This is a genomic window from Microcoleus sp. S1D4 (genome assembly GCF_036700765.1).
Taxonomy (GTDB): domain Bacteria; phylum Cyanobacteriota; class Cyanobacteriia; order Cyanobacteriales; family Microcoleaceae; genus Microcoleus.
In genome coordinates this window covers 191,753-208,393 of record NZ_JAUBPP010000005.1, presented here as the reverse complement: position 1 = coordinate 208,393, position 16,641 = coordinate 191,753, and the positions used below count along the sequence as shown (strand labels likewise).

Annotated in this window: 15 protein-coding genes; 7 read left to right on the top strand and 8 right to left on the bottom strand. The window is 46.8% G+C overall.

Going from position 1 to position 16,641, the window contains the following annotated elements:
- Positions 1–123 precede the first annotated feature (123 nt).
- The 3 genes from QT998_RS07960 to ntcA all read right to left on the bottom strand — a co-directional run bounded on the left by QT998_RS07960 (position 124) and on the right by ntcA (position 3,977).
- Complete coding sequence (locus QT998_RS07960; RefSeq protein WP_333118607.1) at positions 124–1,212, bottom strand: formylglycine-generating enzyme family protein; 1,089 nt, start codon at positions 1,210–1,212, stop codon at positions 124–126.
- A gap of 312 nt (positions 1,213–1,524) precedes the next feature.
- The gene (locus QT998_RS07955; RefSeq protein ID WP_333093060.1) at positions 1,525–3,234 is read right to left on the bottom strand and encodes a DUF3084 domain-containing protein; all 1,710 of its coding nucleotides are present in this window, start codon (positions 3,232–3,234) and stop codon (positions 1,525–1,527) included.
- A 77-nt stretch (positions 3,235–3,311) separates the two neighbouring features.
- A complete protein-coding gene (gene ntcA / locus QT998_RS07950) occupies positions 3,312–3,977 on the bottom strand; it encodes a global nitrogen regulator NtcA (RefSeq protein ID WP_442921548.1) in 666 nt (221 codons plus the stop codon).
- A gap of 318 nt (positions 3,978–4,295) precedes the next feature.
- Here ntcA and fabI point away from each other — a divergent pair, with 318 nt between their 5' ends.
- Together fabI and hisB are read left to right on the top strand one after the other, a co-directional pair.
- Entirely contained in the window at positions 4,296–5,072 is a 777-nt protein-coding gene (fabI, locus tag QT998_RS07945; protein WP_194068175.1) for an enoyl-ACP reductase FabI, read from the top strand.
- 298 nt (positions 5,073–5,370) lie between these two features.
- The gene (gene hisB / locus QT998_RS07940; protein ID WP_442921550.1) at positions 5,371–6,009 is read left to right on the top strand and encodes an imidazoleglycerol-phosphate dehydratase HisB; all 639 of its coding nucleotides are present in this window, start codon (positions 5,371–5,373) and stop codon (positions 6,007–6,009) included.
- Between the two features lie 212 nt (positions 6,010–6,221).
- Here hisB and QT998_RS07935 read toward each other — a convergent pair whose 3' ends face one another.
- The gene (locus QT998_RS07935; protein ID WP_333118606.1) at positions 6,222–9,431 is read right to left on the bottom strand and encodes a glycoside hydrolase family 15 protein; all 3,210 of its coding nucleotides are present in this window, start codon (positions 9,429–9,431) and stop codon (positions 6,222–6,224) included.
- 114 nt (positions 9,432–9,545) lie between these two features.
- On the opposite strand from QT998_RS07935, the gene QT998_RS07930 reads away from it, so the two are divergent.
- Together QT998_RS07930 and QT998_RS07925 are read left to right on the top strand one after the other, a co-directional pair.
- Positions 9,546–9,686 carry a hypothetical protein gene (locus QT998_RS07930; RefSeq protein WP_194010489.1) on the top strand — a complete coding sequence of 47 codons (141 nt, stop codon included), beginning with the start codon at positions 9,546–9,548 and terminating at the stop codon, positions 9,684–9,686.
- 202 nt (positions 9,687–9,888) lie between these two features.
- Positions 9,889–10,620, top strand: coding sequence for a WecB/TagA/CpsF family glycosyltransferase (locus tag QT998_RS07925; protein WP_333093054.1), 732 nt, complete (start codon positions 9,889–9,891; stop codon positions 10,618–10,620).
- Between the two features lie 369 nt (positions 10,621–10,989).
- On the opposite strand, the gene QT998_RS07920 is transcribed toward QT998_RS07925, so the two are convergent.
- From QT998_RS07920 to QT998_RS07910, 3 genes are all read right to left on the bottom strand, one after another.
- Positions 10,990–13,317, bottom strand: coding sequence for a S8 family serine peptidase (locus QT998_RS07920; protein WP_333118605.1), 2,328 nt, complete (start codon positions 13,315–13,317; stop codon positions 10,990–10,992).
- Positions 13,318–13,442: 125 nt separating this feature from the next.
- The gene (locus tag QT998_RS07915; RefSeq protein WP_333093052.1) at positions 13,443–13,841 is read right to left on the bottom strand and encodes a helix-turn-helix domain-containing protein; all 399 of its coding nucleotides are present in this window, start codon (positions 13,839–13,841) and stop codon (positions 13,443–13,445) included.
- A gap of 158 nt (positions 13,842–13,999) precedes the next feature.
- Positions 14,000–14,320 carry a type II toxin-antitoxin system HigB family toxin gene (locus QT998_RS07910; protein WP_333118603.1) on the bottom strand — a complete coding sequence of 107 codons (321 nt, stop codon included), beginning with the start codon at positions 14,318–14,320 and terminating at the stop codon, positions 14,000–14,002.
- Between the two features lie 213 nt (positions 14,321–14,533).
- On the opposite strand from QT998_RS07910, the gene QT998_RS07905 reads away from it, so the two are divergent.
- The 3 genes from QT998_RS07905 (at position 14,534) to grxD (ending at position 15,980) form a co-directional block, all read left to right on the top strand.
- The gene (locus QT998_RS07905; RefSeq protein WP_194010484.1) at positions 14,534–15,157 is read left to right on the top strand and encodes a hypothetical protein; all 624 of its coding nucleotides are present in this window, start codon (positions 14,534–14,536) and stop codon (positions 15,155–15,157) included.
- A gap of 42 nt (positions 15,158–15,199) precedes the next feature.
- Positions 15,200–15,460 (top strand): BolA family protein, encoded by a 261-nt coding sequence (locus QT998_RS07900; protein ID WP_194010483.1) that lies wholly within the window; start codon positions 15,200–15,202, stop codon positions 15,458–15,460.
- A 199-nt stretch (positions 15,461–15,659) separates the two neighbouring features.
- Positions 15,660–15,980, top strand: a complete 321-nt coding sequence (gene grxD, locus QT998_RS07895) for a Grx4 family monothiol glutaredoxin (protein WP_194010482.1) — start codon at positions 15,660–15,662, stop codon at positions 15,978–15,980.
- Positions 15,981–16,349: 369 nt separating this feature from the next.
- On the opposite strand, the gene QT998_RS07890 is transcribed toward grxD, so the two are convergent.
- Positions 16,350–16,604: a DUF6761 family protein gene (locus tag QT998_RS07890; RefSeq protein ID WP_194010481.1), complete on the bottom strand. Its 255-nt coding sequence runs from the start codon at positions 16,602–16,604 to the stop codon at positions 16,350–16,352.
- Positions 16,605–16,641: the final 37 nt, after the last annotated feature.

Sequence of the window (16,641 nt, the reverse complement as noted above, 5' to 3'; positions counted from 1 at the left end):
TCCGCGCACAAACCCGGTTTCTCTCACCCCTGTACAGGCGGTGCGTCGTTATGAGATTGTCGATGTGATTTGCAAATTGTAGATGGCGACGCACCCTACTATCTAAAGAGTAGAGAAGAGTCCTCACAGGGAAGACGGGGAGGAAGGGACAGCCAAAGCTACCGCAACACGAAAACCCCCGTCCCCGTGCCCGTGCGAGTTGCGCGGGATGCAGCAGCGGTAGGCCGCACGGCACTGGAGCGCACGGTAGTTCCACGAACCTCCATGCAGCACACGGTAACTATTTATTTCATTTTTCCAAAAACCTCCGTCAGTCCCTGCGTCGTCATCGTTAATTTGCCACTTATCGCTGCACCATTCGCCAACCTGACCGTGCATATCATAAAGTCCAAAGGCATTGGGAGGAAAACTCCCCACATCCATTGTTTGTTGGCGGTCATAATTAACTAAATCTTTGGTAATTGTCTCGCCAAAATAGAAAGATGTTGTAGTTCCAGCGCGACAAGCATATTGCCATTCAGATTTTGAAAGTAAGCGATAAATCTTGCCTGTTTTTTCAGAAAGTTTTTGGCAGAATGCTACAGCCTCATTCCACCTTACACTTTCTACAGGACGTTTTTCACCTTTAAAGCGCGATGGATTATTTCCCATCACTGCTTGCCACTGTGGTTGGGTGATGGGGTATCTTCCTGCATAAAAAGTCGGTACTATTACTTGAGGCGGCGGACTTTCGTTATCGTACCTAGCTGATTTTGGTGCTTGCCAACCCATCATAAATTTGCCGCCAGGAATGTAAACCATTTCTAGTACAACTCCATTACCTAAGTCTTCAGGGAAGTAATGAGCAAAAGACTTTCTGGGACTGTTTTCTTTTCCTTCAGCATCGACTGTGATGACATCAAATTCAAATGTAGGGAGATATTCGTGAAACTGAGGTTTAATCTTTAAGTCATCTCGATCTTTCAGGAGTGAATAGGCAGCAAATTTCACCTGCATTGATTCATCGTGCAATGCTTGAATTATCAAATCTAAACCTGCTTCTCCATATTTGAGCGCTTCGGAGAGGGCGGCGATTCTCACTTCGACAATGGGTGAAGTTAATCGGCTTTTAACGCCGGGAATCCCTCCGAGTACCGCAGCATTGAGAGGAATTGAACTTTGACCGCCAAGGACGGCATCGTATTCTCTGGGTTGATTTTGATTCTCTGACATTACACCGCACGCTCCTGCATTTTAACAGTTGACAGTTGGCAGTTGGCAGTTGGCAGTTGATGGTTGGCAGTTGGCAGTTGGCAGTTGATGGTTGATGGTTGAATAGTATGGGAATTGAACCATTTATGCTTGACCGGTATTGGCTCTATTTCTGAGGTTATTTATGTCGGCGCATGATGTGGCGATTGCTATATATATGGCGGCACAGATTGCCATGATTTAATGATATGTGAAGGGCGCGACAATGTCAAGCAAAATTGTAATTTTATTGCCCAAAATCTTGGGTGTAATTCGATAGGTCGATCGCACTTATTACTTAACTTTCACATCTGGGCCGGCCGGTGGTTGTTGTCCGGTGCGGAAAACAACGACTCCGTTTTCCAGAGCAACTAAATCTATTTTCAGCGGGCCGGCGATGTACGTGACATCTGCGGCGATCGCCCGAACCTCCAGCGATTTCTCGTACTGCTGCAATCGATCGATAAAACCACCTAAAGTTTCAATCCGATTGTCCGCAACTTGCACTCTGCCGCCGACAACTCCGATCAAGCGAGCGCGAAATTGACAAGCTTCGATCAATTGCAGCAACTGCACCCGCACCTGTTCGTTTGTCAAAGTCACCGGATCGACAGCAACCGCTGCAATCACATCTCCGGCGCGGAATACAACTCGATTGATTTCGGCTTCGGCAAATACCTTAATTACCTTTTCTTCTCGCAGATAATTAGCGCCGGCGACGATTCGCACCACGTAGTCTTTACCGTCTTTAATCTGACTGATTAATTGATCGATTTCTGCTGTAGTAATTTGAATAATCTGTTTGCGAACCTTGGCATTTTCCGGCTGCATCAGTTCGACGGTGGTTTTATTTGCTTCTTGCAACAGTCGATCGATCGCCCGACTCGCCTTATCCGGTTCCAAGATGCGAACAACGCCAGCAGCTAAAATTTGACCGCGCCTGATCGCAACTGTACCCTCGCGGATGGCCTGAAAGTCCCGTTCCAAAACTTGCACTTGCTGCTGCAATAAAGTTTGTTGCTGTTCGAGTTTAGTTTGTTGCTGTGCGAGGGTTTCTAAAAGAGCTTCCCTCTCGGCAATTACTTTGTCCCTCTCGACAATTATGCGATCGCGATCGGCGAGATTTTGCACCCGCTGGGCAATTTCCTTGTCCCGCTGGGAAATTAGTTCGTTGCGATTGACAATTTCTGCGTCTCGCTTGGCAACTTCTTCCTGCCGCTGGGCAATTTCTGCGTCTCGCTTGGCAATTTCTCGATCGCGCTGGGCAATTTGAACTTTCACCTGCTCTCGCTGCTCGATCAACTGTTGGCGTTCCGCTTGCAGTTGGGCGATTTCCGAGCTCAAAGCTGTTTTTTGATCGGAAACTGTTTTCAATTGGTTCTCAGTGCGATCGAGCTGAGCTCTTGTAGTCGATCGGGCAGTTTCCACCAGTTTCAACTGTTCTTCGGTGCGGGATTTAGCAGCTTCCACGCTAGCAAGCTGTTCTTCCGTGTCCGATTTAGCTGCTTCTACCTGACTTAACTGCTCTTGGGTTTTAGACTTGGCTGCTTGCACGCTGTTGAGCTGGGCCCGGAGCGAGTTTAATTTTTTTTCTGTCCGAGCTTGCTCGGCATTAGCAGCTTGGAGCGATTGATTAATTTGCTCTAAATTGGCTTTAGCTTGCGCTTGAGCGGTTCTGGCTCCATTTAATTCAGTTTCAACTCGATTTTTTTCTTGAGTGGTTTCTTTGAGTTCTCTGCGGGCTTGGTTGAGCCTTTTTTGAATCTCGTCTATTTGAAAAACCCCGGTTCGCAGAGGCTTGCTGGTAGCAAACAAAATGGCCAAAGTAATTGCTGACAGGATGCTGCCGGCCATCACTGTCACCACAACAGCAGTGTCGCGGGGGCGAAGTTTGAACAAACTCAACCTTGCCTTGCCGACTTTCGTCCCGAGACGATCGCTGACAGTCGCGATCGTACCCCCCAACACTAAAATTACAAATACCAAGATGTATCCAGCAGTCATTCCGATTTTAAATTTAGGATGGTGGATTTTGGATTGAATCTAAAATCCAAAATCCAAAATCCTATACTTTCTCGGCATCAAGTGAATTGCTGGCTTAAGGCCACCGGGTTGTGGACAGTGATCTTTTTCTTGTGGATCGAGATCATGGTTTCTTGTCTGAGATCCCCCAGCAAACGAGTCACAGTTACCCGCGTCGAGCCGATCGCTTCGGCGATCGCCTGGTGGGACAGCTTCAAATCAATCGTAATCCCATCCGTACTGGGCACGCCAAAATCCCGGCACAGAATCAGCAAAAAGCTGACGAGTCTCGAACCCATATCTCGGTGTGCGAGGGTTTCGATCATCATCTCCGTTTGCAAAATCCGAGAAGAAAGTCCCCGCAGCAAAACCATAGGCAATTCTGCGTCTTCCTTGAGAGCTTTCTCGACTTGTTCGATCGGCAGCGAGATCAATTCTACCGGCGTAAACGCTACCGCGTGGTAAAATCTGTCCGAGCGGTGTCCCGTAATCAGAGACAGCACGCCGAACACGCTGTTTTCCCGCAGGAGCGCCACAGTAATTTCTTCGCCTGCTTCATACACCCTAGAGAGCTTCACAGCGCCTCTAAGCAGAACGTAGACGCGCTCAGCCGGGTCTCCAGGGAAAAAAATTGTCTTGCCCCGTTCAAAGTTTTCCACAATGGGTGGAAACGCCCCGCCGCTGATTTGGCGGAACACGGCTGCTAGCGGTCTATCATGTGTCACGACTAGATCCTTTGTACTAATCAATAGTTTGTAAATTGTCGATTAAGCTTATTGAGTAAATATACTGACCAACCTCCAATGTCCAGGGATTCTGTTACAGCCATCTAATGTTAAGTTAAACACACGCTGTATGATATTAAATCTAGCCATTCTCTTAACTTTTTCAATTCCGCCCATTTAGATCCACAACCAAATTAATCTCAATTGTGTCTCAATTGTCTGTCCATCAGTTAAATCTGAATCAGTTGTGTCTAAACTGGCGGAGTTGTCGGATATAGCCCACGAGAACGGTGCAAGTTGCTTCGAGAAGAAATACAGATGATAGATTTGACCGGAAAAAATGCTCTTGTTACGGGCATTGCCAACAATCGCTCGATCGCCTGGGGCATCGCCCAGCAGCTCCACAAAGCAGGGGCCAACCTCGGCATCACTTTTTTGAAGGATGAAAAAGGCAAGCACGAGCGCAAAGTCGCCGAACTTGTCGAACCGCTCAATCCCAGCCTGTATTTGCCCTGCAATGTCCAAAACGAGAGCGAAATCGAGTCTACTTTTCAAACCATCGCCGACAAATGGGGCAAGTTAGATATCCTGGTTCACTGCTTAGCCTTTGCCGGCAAGGACGAACTTTCAGGAGATTTCACCAACACCTCCCGCCAAGGCTTCTCCAATGCTTTGGATATTAGCGCTTACTCGCTGGTGCGGCTTTGTGCTGCGGCTAAACCGCTGATGGCGGAGGGCGGCAGCATTATCACGCTGAGTTATTTGGGCGGCGTGCGGGTAGTTCCTAATTATAATGTGATGGGCATTGCTAAGGCAGCTCTGGAGATGAATGTTCGCTATCTGGCGGCGGAACTCGGCCCGTTAAATATTCGGGTAAATGCGATTTCTTCGGGCCCGATTCGCACTCTGGCTTCGTCAGCAGTTGGCGGCATTCTGGACATGATCCACCACGTTGAGGAAGTGGCCCCGCTGCGGCGGACTGTGACTCAGCAGGAAGTGGGAAATGCTGCGGCTTTTCTGTGCAGCAATCTCTCTAGCGGGATTACGGGTCAAGTTTTATATGTCGATGCTGGTTACGAAATCATGGGAATGTAACAGCTTTTAAACAGTTGTCAGTTGACAGTTGTCAGTTGACAGTTGACAGTTGTCAGCGAAGTTTTTAGATAGTAAACAGTTGACAGCAAAATTTGCCAACAGTCAACTGTCAATAAGTAATTGGACAGAATTAATTACACACTGATTTTTTGCTGATTCTTTACTAGACAAGGCTTGTAGCCCAGAGTTTTGTGTAATTAATTGTGTCTTACTACTTAACTGTCCGTTGTCTGCTACAAAAGTGCTAATCCCAAATTACTAATTATCAACAATAACTATGAATGACAAATTGGGAATTATGGAAATAATCGATCGCCCTCCAGTACCTCCTGCAAATTCGGTTCAACCAGCCAGGGCCGCGTTGGTGAAACGCACGACACTGGAAACGGATGTCACTGCTAGCCTGAATCTCGACGGTGTGGGAACTTGCAAGGCGTCTACGGGGATTCCGTTTTTAGACCATATGTTGCACCAAATTGCTTCTCACGGATTGATCGATTTGGACGTGCAGGCGATCGGGGATTTGGAGATTGACGACCACCACACGAACGAAGATGTGGGAATTACCTTGGGCCAAGCCCTAGCAAAAGCTGTCGGGGATCGATCGGGCATTTCTCGCTTCGGCCACTTCATCGCCCCTTTGGATGAAGCTTTAATTGAAGTAGTCTTAGACTTTTCGGGACGGCCTCACCTAAGTTACAGCTTAGAAATTCCCAACCAGCGAATCGGCACCTACGATACCGAGTTAGTGAGAGAGTTTTTTTCAGCGGTGGTGAACCACACTCAGATGACACTGCACATTCGACAGTTGCAGGGCGGAAATTCACATCACATTGTCGAAGCCGCGTTCAAAGCCTTTGCGCGAGCTCTGCGGATGGCGGTAGAAATCGACCCTCGGCGCGCCAGTCGGATTCCGAGTTCTAAAGGAGTTTTGTAGTTTGGGGTTTGCAGTAGCGCTTGGGCGCTACTACGAATTATCCTCTCCTGCAAATCAAAACCGCTGGCTCTAAAATATATCTGCGATGTAGTAAAGTGTAATACCAAATCAAGCTTAAATATCCCCCCTTATTTCTTAGTCCGCGGAGGCGGACTTTGTTTTTGTAGTTGCGGTTTCAACCGCCGAACCATCTATCGAGGGGGTAGCTCAATCTATCCAAACTTCGTCAAGAAACGGAAAGCATCCAGTACGTGACTCGCGCAAACGTAGGGCGAAGTATTGTAAAAACCTTGCCACGCCGCCGCCTTATCTTCATCGTACTTATCTGCTCTTTCCGAGTGTCTTCCCAGCCAATTCAGCCGGACTGCGTGACCGACTAATACATCTAAAACGATGTATTCTTCTACTTGCAATTCTGGGTTGCGTTGGGCGATCGCCGCCAACTCCATCAGCGCCTCAATATTGACTTGTCGGTATTCCGGCGCTACAATTTTGTTTAGCAAATGCTCGATTTGGAGCGCGAAATTCTTTTCGCCTGGGGTCATTTCCGCTAAAATAATATCGCTATCTAAGCGATTTCGACGCTCTAATTTATCGCCAATAATTAAGCCTTTGCAGTGCCGCAGCAATCCCCAAACACTCGGATAAAAATCCTTCGGTACGCGGTTGACTGCACCTTCCATTTGCCGCTTGCGCCGCCATCCACCTGCAGGCATTTTGGGTTCCTCAAACACAGGCGCGACTACCCATTCAATATCTTTTTCCGGCTGTTTGACACGCAATGATTCTTGCTGTTTGAGGATTTGATTCATTTCCTCATATTCTGCCAATACTTGGCGCAGGCGATTTTTAATTTCAAAGGGACTTAGCTGCATTAAATATTCGTAAGCTTCATTTTGCGTAACTCGCAATTCGCGGGCTAATTCGCTAGTTAACAGCAAAATAAAGTAACTCACTCTCAGAGTTAGCAACCCTTTAAATAACTGCGGTTCGGCTTTAATTAGCAAGCCTAAGTAAATCAGAATTTCTTGAGTGAGAACTCGATCGCGAACGTCTTCTCCACAGAATTGGCGAATTTTGTCCATGACTTCCGTGTAAGAACCAGGTCGCGAAATCAGCGAGTCTTCACTGTAGGCTTTCCCCACAGCAATCTGTTTTTGCCGTACCAAAATGTCTGTTACCGCATCCGACAAGCTGATATCAACTTTGTCCAGCAATCCAGCCGCGTGACGGACAACGGCCCATTGAATTTTTGATTGCGAACTTTCTCCAGCTTTTGTATAAACTTCGTTGAGTAAATCCACAACTTCAACAGTTGCTTCCGCGCCGCCAAATCCTGTATCAAAGTTTAATCCTTTGAGGCGAATCAGCGTATGCAGCAACTCAATTTGTTCGTACAAATTCTCTGAGTTTTGCAGGCTGGTGAGCAATAATTGAGGATTAGTTTCGCACTCTAATTTAAATTCTTGGGTATGACCCAATGGCCAAGTTTTTTCGGGATTGTAACTCAGATAGGTGGGGGTTTCTACTGCACCTGTCACTGGAGATTCAGTGAATTCAAAATATTGCATGAAATCTATTCTCTCTGTGCCAGCAGTCAGCATTAACTGGTTAATATTTCCGAGTTTGACAGGCGTATTTCCTGAGTTTCCGTCGCGGAGTTGCTTCATCAATTCCAGCAGTGCTTCGCGGCCGGTTTCGAGCATCGCGTGAGTCAGCATCAGCGTTACCGTGGGTCGTCCCAACTGATACCAGTGGCGGTGAATGTGAGCTATTTCGCTTTGAATTTTAGATACTAGAAAATGGTAGTCTAGAGTTAGGTAAAATTCTTCTCTGTCCAAGAATGAGGGAAGAAATACGATCGCCTCTCCGCGAATTTTGAACACCCGGGAAGTCGTCAAACTCCGCAAACGGCGCACGGGGCGGCCTGTTAAGCCTAGTGAATCGTTGCGTCCAATCTCCGCGTAAATAGCGGATAATTCTTTGGCTTGGCGGACTTGAATTGGTTCTACCTGTTTTGGAGTTTGCGCTGCAATACCGTTGGTGGCTAATTCTGCTTGCAAATCTTTGTCTTCAGCTAACAGGGCAATTTGCACTAAAGGTTCTCTGTGCCTGCCCACTGACAGGTGTCTTCCCAAGGGGTCAATATCGCCAACTGCGATTAATCCTTCGTTGAGTAATTGACCGAGAAAATACAAACTTTGCGCCCAAACTAGGGGAACATTTTCATTGGGTAGGCGCTGCTGGCTGCGGGGATTTAATTTTTCTGCTTCTATATTTTGGGCGGGGATGTAGTACAATTCTGGTAGAAGTGGCACACCAGCGCGATCGACTGTTAGAGATTCCAAACGCTGCTGGTACTCTTCGACTTGGGCTTGATTTCCCTCAAATATGCCGTCCAAGAACAAATAAGTAAAAAATAGCGGCCACTCGCATTCTATATGCTCGAACTGCTTTAATTCTGTCGGTTCGTAATGCAGGCGATCGACATCTTCCAAAACTGTTTGGTGTCCGTCCCGCAGAAACCGCTTGCAGCCGTAATTGCCTTGCAATTTGTCGATTATTTTATTTCTAGTTCGTTCTACTAATTCTTTATCTTCCACAGCAAAAGCGGGAAAACTAATCGCGCTCAATAAAGCTGCATCTACTTCTTTTGAACTAGATTCGCGAGGCAAAAGCGATTCCAAAGTTACGCGGCTTCTGGCAATTTCATCGGGCAAAACGTGAATCACTGATGTTTGAGAACCGTTAACTCCGAACAAATCCAATCCATTTATTGCTTCCAGCGCTGCTTTTGCCATGCCAACCGAACTAGCATTTAATTCTGCATTGCCGCGATTAACTTTATTGCCTCTTTCCCAAATTCCGTAATCGGGAGTGCGGTAAGCTCTACCAATGTAGTAGACTAAATTTTGCACGAAATTGACTTCATCGATTGTAAAAATTATATGCAATCCCGAAGCCGTCATTTGAGCAAGAATCAACAAAAATATAGATGTAGCATCTAACTGTAAATGTCCCCATTGGTCATCGCCAACAACAATACTACCAGTTTGAGTATTGTATTTAGCGTGTAGGGCATCTAGCGGCAACTGAGTATTTTTAAAACGTTCGACTTTGTTCGATTGCTGCATCATCGCAAACAGCAAGCCGCGCATCAATTTGACTGTGCTGTGTTCGAGTTCAAAGGTTCTACCGCGATCGCCGTCAATTTTGCGGTAAGCTAAACCCAAACCCCAAACTGCGAGAATGCTGTACACGTTATCCCGCACCCAAGCATCGGTATAGTCGCCGTGAGCGTTAACGGCGGTACTCGCCGGAAGCAAGCCAGTAATTGGGTTCTGGCGCTTGAGGATGACGTTTTTGATTTGCTGGTAGTAATGATCTAACTTCGTTTGTCGCTCTTTTGTTGCGATCGCCATTTCGTTTTCCTTGGTTTTCCTGATGCGAGTTCAATTGCGGTGAATAGACTTTTAAATATATCAGAGATTCTATCACTGCTCCGATTCGGCCAACAACAAAACAAGGTGATTGTCATGTCCAGCCGCAACAACAACAATAATAACCGCGTTCCTTTTGTAAAAATTGTCTACTCTACAGTGAAGGTTAATGGTAAAATTGAACTCGTGCCGATGGAATGGTACGCTGACGGCTCTGTCAAGAAAATTGAACGTTAATGAGCGATCGCACTTGGCAGCCTAACTCTAATGGACTTGCGCGTCGCGTACAAAAAAACCGGTTTCTGGGCCACGGAATGATGACTTACCAAAATCTTTGTGGCACAAACCGGATTTTTTTCGTTCAAAAGTAGTCTAGCATCGATCGCCAAACTAAGCTAATTTAAATAACTAGGTGTGTAGAAATCTCACAGAAAGAAATATGGATCGATCGCGCCCGCAATTTTCAGTGCTGGGACTACCAGTTCACATATTAGACGATTACGCAGGTTGGCTGATAGAGCGCCTGCATCAAGGCTTAGGAAGTCACGTCGTGACACTAAATGCTGAAATGGCAATGCAAGCCGAGAAAAATCAGGCATTAGGCGATGTAATTCGCTCTGCAGAACTCGTGATTCCAGACGGTTCGGGAGTGGTGCTGTACTTGCGAATGCGCGGCAAACCGGCAAAGCGCTATCCGGGGATTGAACTAGCAGAATCGCTGCTGCAAGAAGCCGGAAAATTGCCCGATTCCGAACCGGTATTTTTCTTTGGAGGTGCGCCGGGAGTGACGGCGAAGGCGGCAGAAACTTGGCAGCAAAAAGTGAAAGGATTGTCGATTTCTGCTCAACACGGCTATCTTTCTGCTGATGAAGAAAAAGACTTCCGTGAAAACCTCAAAAAAATGCAGCCCAAACTGATTTTTGTGGGCTTGGGAGTGCCTCGCCAAGAGTTTTGGATTGCGGAAAACCGACACCTTTGTCCGCAGTCTATTTGGGTGGGAGTTGGCGGCAGTTTCGATATTTGGGCGGGAACCAAAGACCGCGCACCGGCTTGGTTTTGCGACAATCATTTAGAATGGTTGTACCGGCTTTATCAAGAACCTTGGCGCTGGCGTAGGATGTTGGCTTTGCCACAGTTTGCATTGAAGGCTTTGGGGGATTTGCGAGGGTGAAAGTTTAATTAATAGAGTAATATCGTTTCCGGTTGCATCGGAATGATGTTAACTGTCAACTGTTAACTATTAACTGTTAACTGTTAATAGTGAATTTACTATTCCGCTGAAGAGAGGATTTAATATAACCGCAGATTCAAGGCAGATTCAGCACGGCTCGACGCAAATATTTTATTGAACGATAAAATTGGTTCGTAGCGCGGAATTTACCGCACTACGAACCTTTTTGTTATGGTAATTTATCGGACACGATATGAGTCTGTCGATCGCAAAATGTGGGTTGGGGGGGGGCGGGTTTACGGGTTTTATGGCTGATATTATAGATTGTTGGTGAACCCGCCGCTACAATAATTGTGGTTAATTTATTGACTAGACGATGTAAGGAGAATCGATCGCCCTAGCGCGATTAATTGCTACCAACGTCTGGTAAATTAAAGCTGAAATCTCGGCGCGGGTAATGTCCCGCTGCGGCGAAAGCCGATCGCGCGCCGGATAGTTTACTACAATATTCAAAGCAGTTGCTGTGGCTGCGGCGCTTAAAGCAAAATTAGGAATTTGCGATCGATCGGTGTAAACTTTCAAAACATCGGGATTGCCGCCCTTAAGTTCCAAACCGTTAACCAAAGATACGATCGCCTCAGTCTTAGTTAAATTCTGATTCGGGCCAAACTTCAACCCCGGAAACCCAGACAAAAACCCCGCCCGATTCGCCCGTTCGATCGCACTTCTCGCCCAAAAACTAGCAGAAACATCAATAAAATTTGTCGCCAACCGCTTCGGAATCGGACTAAACGCACTCACCAAAAGCGCCGCATATTGAGCGCGATTTAAACAGTCATCAGGTTTAAAAGAACCGTCAGGAAAACCGCTAATTATATTCCCCGCAGCCAAAGCCTCAATAAAGTTCTCCGCCCAATGTCCAGAAATATCGCTAAACCTCGCACCGCCAATATTCGGATTGCCGCCGCCCTTTCTCACCGCAGCTTGCACCGCTTTTAAAGCATTCACTTTTCCGTAACCGAACCAATCGCTGCGGCGGCTATTAGGATCGTAATTTCCCATCCGATTTCCCAACTGCGGATCGGGCTGGGAATCGACAATTTTATCAGCAGTTTGTTCGAGAATTCCCCGCACTTCCCGCGCCGTCAAACGGGGGTTGGCCGAAAGCACTAAAGCTGCCACTCCAGCGACTACTGGAGTGGCGCTGGAAGTGCCGCCAAAGGTATTGGTGTAGTCCCCCGGATCGTAGCCGGCAACACCGACTCGATCGGCAGTAAACACCCCCAAACCGGGCAAATACTGCGTCACTTCCGGCGCAGTCGCAATAAATCCGGTTTCTGGCAGCCAAGTTCCCGGCGGCGCGTTGTTGCTGGGGGCGCACACCGAAATGCTGTTGCCCCAATTGCTGTAGGCTGCTTTTTTGTTGAGGGAAGTGGAAGCAGACACCGCAATCACATCGGGGTGCACGGCAAATCCTGCCAGCCAATTAGTTCGATCGCCCAAAATGTTATTCGGCCAGTCTTTCTCATCTACAGTACCGTTGACAGGGCGGTTGGCATTGCCCGCAGCGAACAGAATCACGCAGCCTCTACCGCCCCGCCCTTGGGTGGCGGCTTTGGTGATGACGGCACTCTGGCGCAGGGAAAGGGGATAGTAAACTGCCCCTGGGCCCCAACTGCAAGAGATGATCGCTGCGCCTTTTTCCACTGCCCAATTGAATATTTTTTCGATCGACTCGTCATCAAGAAAACCGCTAGTACGGATGGGCATCAGGGCGCATCCGGGGGCGACTCCGACAATGCCTTTGCCGTTTTCTTCTGCTGCGGCGACACCGGCGCAACTTGTGCCGTGGTTGTCCGATTCGGCAACGGGCATCGGGGAAGTGTCGCCGTCTTTGAAATCGATGGGTGAGACGATTTTGCCTTGGCCTTGAAAATCGGGATGTGTCAAGTCTACTGAATCATCGGCGATCGCAATTACGATCGATCGCGCGCCGCGAGTCATATCCCAAGCCGCTTCTGCATAAATTTGAGCGTCGCCGACAAGTTCGTTGCCGCCTCGGTTGTTGAGATACCACTGTTGGGGATAAAACGGATCGCGGGGTTTATAATGCTGCTGAGTTTCTACTAAAATATTGGGTTCAGCGATCAGAACTTCGGGATATCTTGTCAGGCGGTTGGCAATTTTGACCGGGTTTTCTGTTGCTTGTTTATTGACTTCACAGACAAAGGTGTTGGGAATTCCTGAGACTGGCCGGACTATTGTTAAATTTGCTGCACGGGCGATCGACTTTCGCGATAGTTCGTCTACTTGTTCGCCAAATTGAATAGTAATTTGGTCTGTCAAATAAAAGAATGTACTCGGATTGTTCGCCGGACAATAAACATGGCTGGCAAAAGCTACAGCATCGCTAGCGCGGGCTGCTTGCATTGCTGCATCTAGGTTTTCTGGCCCAACGATATACTCTTCGAGATTACTTTGCCCGATGCGGCGGTTAAGTTTTGCCCCAGTTGTGGCAACCCAATTGTTTGAGGCTGATGCTATCGATGATGGGCGGACTGTAAAGCGATTGGGAACTTTTGACAGCAGCAATTCATCGCCGCCCCGCTGCAAAATCACTGCCAGACTTTCTTCGGGAACTCCAATACCTTGATAGTTTTGGAGAGTGTCGGAGGTTGGTTTGCTTGGTTGTACCATCAGAAATGTTCCTGTTTAATTTTGATGCAGAATAACGGGTGTTTGAAACCGCCTAGTCTCTTCAACCTGCGGAGGCAGGTTTTGTCTTTGTAGAAGCGGTTTCAACCGCCGTCTTATCTCTTATCTCAAATAAACACGCTAGGATTAACATTAAAGAATTCTCCTAGCGCCTTAGCTTGCGCCTTGCTAATCGCCCGTTTTCCATTAACCACCTCAGAGACTACTCCTTTGGAACCAATCACACCCACTAAATCGGCTTGTTTGAGTTCGCGAATTTCGATGAAATGCAATAGAACATCCTGGGGAGTCACTTCTGGATTTGGGTAATATTTTGATTCGTATTCTTCGATCAACAGCCCCCAGAGACTCAGTAAAGTTTCTTCTTCTAGTGTTAATTCTTCCTTAGACATCAGAAAATCGACTTCTGCGAGGGCAATATCGTTATCTTCTTCGTTCAGGATTGGCTTAGGCTGAGATTTTGCCAAAAGTTGACCGTAAGCTGTTTTTTCAATTGTGATGCTCATTTCTCATTCCTTTGCTTGCTTACTTAGACAGGGTTCTCAAATAGGAGGTGGGTGTTTGTTTCTAGGCATCATGATTTTAACCTTTGAACTAAATGTTTTGAATTCATTGAATACATCAGGGACTCTCTAATGAGCCTCCGATATATAGTTAGTGGGAATTAACCTATTGTTTGTTTAAGTTCATCTTCATCATTCCACTGGATTTTGTTATATTCGGCATGGCTTAAAAATCTTTTAAAATATATAATTCTGGCTGTATAGTTGATTTTTACGATTAATCTATACTGATTGCCTTTAATATTAAATATGGTATATCCACAGACTCGATCGACCGATTTGGAATATGCCTGTCGAATCTCTTCTAGTGATTCCCAATCGTTATCTTTGATAGCTTTGCGCCAAAGTGCGATCGCAGCCTTGGCATCGTCGGGGTAGGGTTCGATCGCACTCTCAAGATTTTTCCGAGAAATTAGTCTCATTCGGGTACCGTTTTTACACGACATCTTCATGTTCTCACAACGAGAACCTACTGTCAAGTCTCTACTCTCATTTTTCCAAAAGAGCCTTTTGCCCGATCGAGCTCTTTGACATTTACACAAAATTGGTGTACACTTAGCCGGTTGCGATCGCCAATGGTACGATCGGCTCAAGCTAAATATCTTTTTAAAGTGCGCTGGGCGCAAAGTAATTTCATGGTATATTCTGGAACTGTTTGCTGGCTTCGCTTCACTGCCCGGATGACGATCGGGGCGATCGCACTTTTGACCCTGTTGCAACCGCTCCAAGCCCAAGCACAACAACCTTCTCGGCCAGATAACCAACAGCAAGTCGATCCCGCCGACGACCCCACAGACCCCAACAACCTCCGCCCTCTGACCCAAGACAGCAGCCTGCTGAGCGTTGCCGGAGGTCAGCGCTTGATGACAGAAGCCAGCGGTGCTATTTCCAGTCAAAATTATACTGTCGCCGCTCAAAAGCTCCAAGAATCCCGCCAAATTTTCAATCAACTATCCAACTTCTACCAACAACTCAGCAGCAGTTTTGCTGGAATTGATGTCCGCTTGGCCGACAGCAACCGCACCAAAGCTGTGGAAACAGCCCAAATGCGCGACGAAGCTACCTACCGGCTGGCTTTGGTACACCGGGCGCAAAACAAGCCGGAACTGGCTGTCCCCCTACTGATTCAGATTATTCGATCGCAGCAGCCAACTCGCGACTTGGGCAAAAAAGCTTACCAGCAGTTACTAGAATTGGGTTTTGTGGATGCGCCCTATCCGCGGCCTGCTGCAAATCAACCGCGATCGTCTAACAAATAGTTCCACTAAAATACTCAATACAGCCCTTTATCACAAATACCAATGGTTACACCGTCTCAAGTAGCAGAAATGATTAAGGCAGAATTGCCCGACGCTAAGATACAAGTTGACGATTTGACCGGCGGCGGCGACCACTACCAGGCGAGAGTAGTCTCTGCCGCCTTTGAAGGCAAAAGTCGAGTAAAGCAGCACCAACTGGTTTACGGCGCTCTCAAACAGGCAATGGCTAGTGAAGCTATCCACGCTTTGGCCTTGGAAACCTTAACTCCTGCAGAATGGGCAGCGAAAAGTCCAGTGGCTTAATTGTTGAGCTGCTCTCTGGAAATCACAAGTTTGCGCTTGTGTCAAGAGTTGCTAGAGAAACAATTGGAAACCAAAGAAACCAGTTTTGTTAACCGGAATCTATGGTTTTAACGAGAAATTTTCTCCAAAAACCAGGTTTCTGCGCCCTGAGAAACAACTGTCAACGTTTAAAAAAATTCAAACAATATTAGGAGCTACCATGACTACAGCACAGGAAAGAATTGACGGCTTGGTTAAGCAAAACAAAATCATGGTGTTTATGAAGGGCAATAAATTAATGCCCCAGTGCGGTTTTTCGAATACCGTGGTGCAAATTCTCAATACTTTGGGAGTGCCTTACGAAACTGTAGATGTGTTAGCAGACCAGGAAATTCGTCAAGGCGTTAAAGAGTATTCCAACTGGCCGACAATTCCCCAAGTTTATATCAACGGCGAGTTTCTTGGCGGCTCGGATATTATGATCGAGATGTATCAAAAGGGCGAATTGCAAGAAATTGTAGAAGTTGCTTTGGCTTCTTAAAATTAGACAAAACAAACATATCCCCGACTTATTAAATAAGTCGGGGATATAAGCTGTCACGCATTTAAATTGCCTATTCAGAGCGGGCGGGACACCCCACAAGACTTTGATTTTTTTTTTGACATTCAATTTAAATGCTGCAACGGCTTAACAGCGATCGGGTTTGACGTTGAACTAGGTTGATTTACCGCAGAAGCAAGTTCGGCAACGGATTCGTAAGGGCAGATGTAACGGATATAAGGGATGTAACGGAGATCGGCAAGAAGGAATAAGGAAGAAGGAAGAAATAACAAACAACCAATTCCCGATGCCCAATTCCCGATGCCCAATTCCCAAATAATCCAGGGTTTATCAAACCGAATTTACTATTTAATAGTAGTCTGCTTCAGTTTGTGTCTGTGTCTGTGGCATTTCAAAATTTGACGGATCGTGAATGTAACGCGCTGCTTCTTCCTCTAATCTGTGAATCAGATAGGGTTCCAGGCTGTTACAATGTCGCAGGGCTGCGAGGTAGCCATCTAAGTAAAGGCGCAACTCATCGAAACGATAACCTCTATTCCACATTTCGACGAGGGCGTCGGTGAGTTTTTGGTAGTGCCGGATTGTTTGGGTATCTTGTAGCATGGTGTGAGTTAGAAATCCTTTGTGGTGTATAATGACG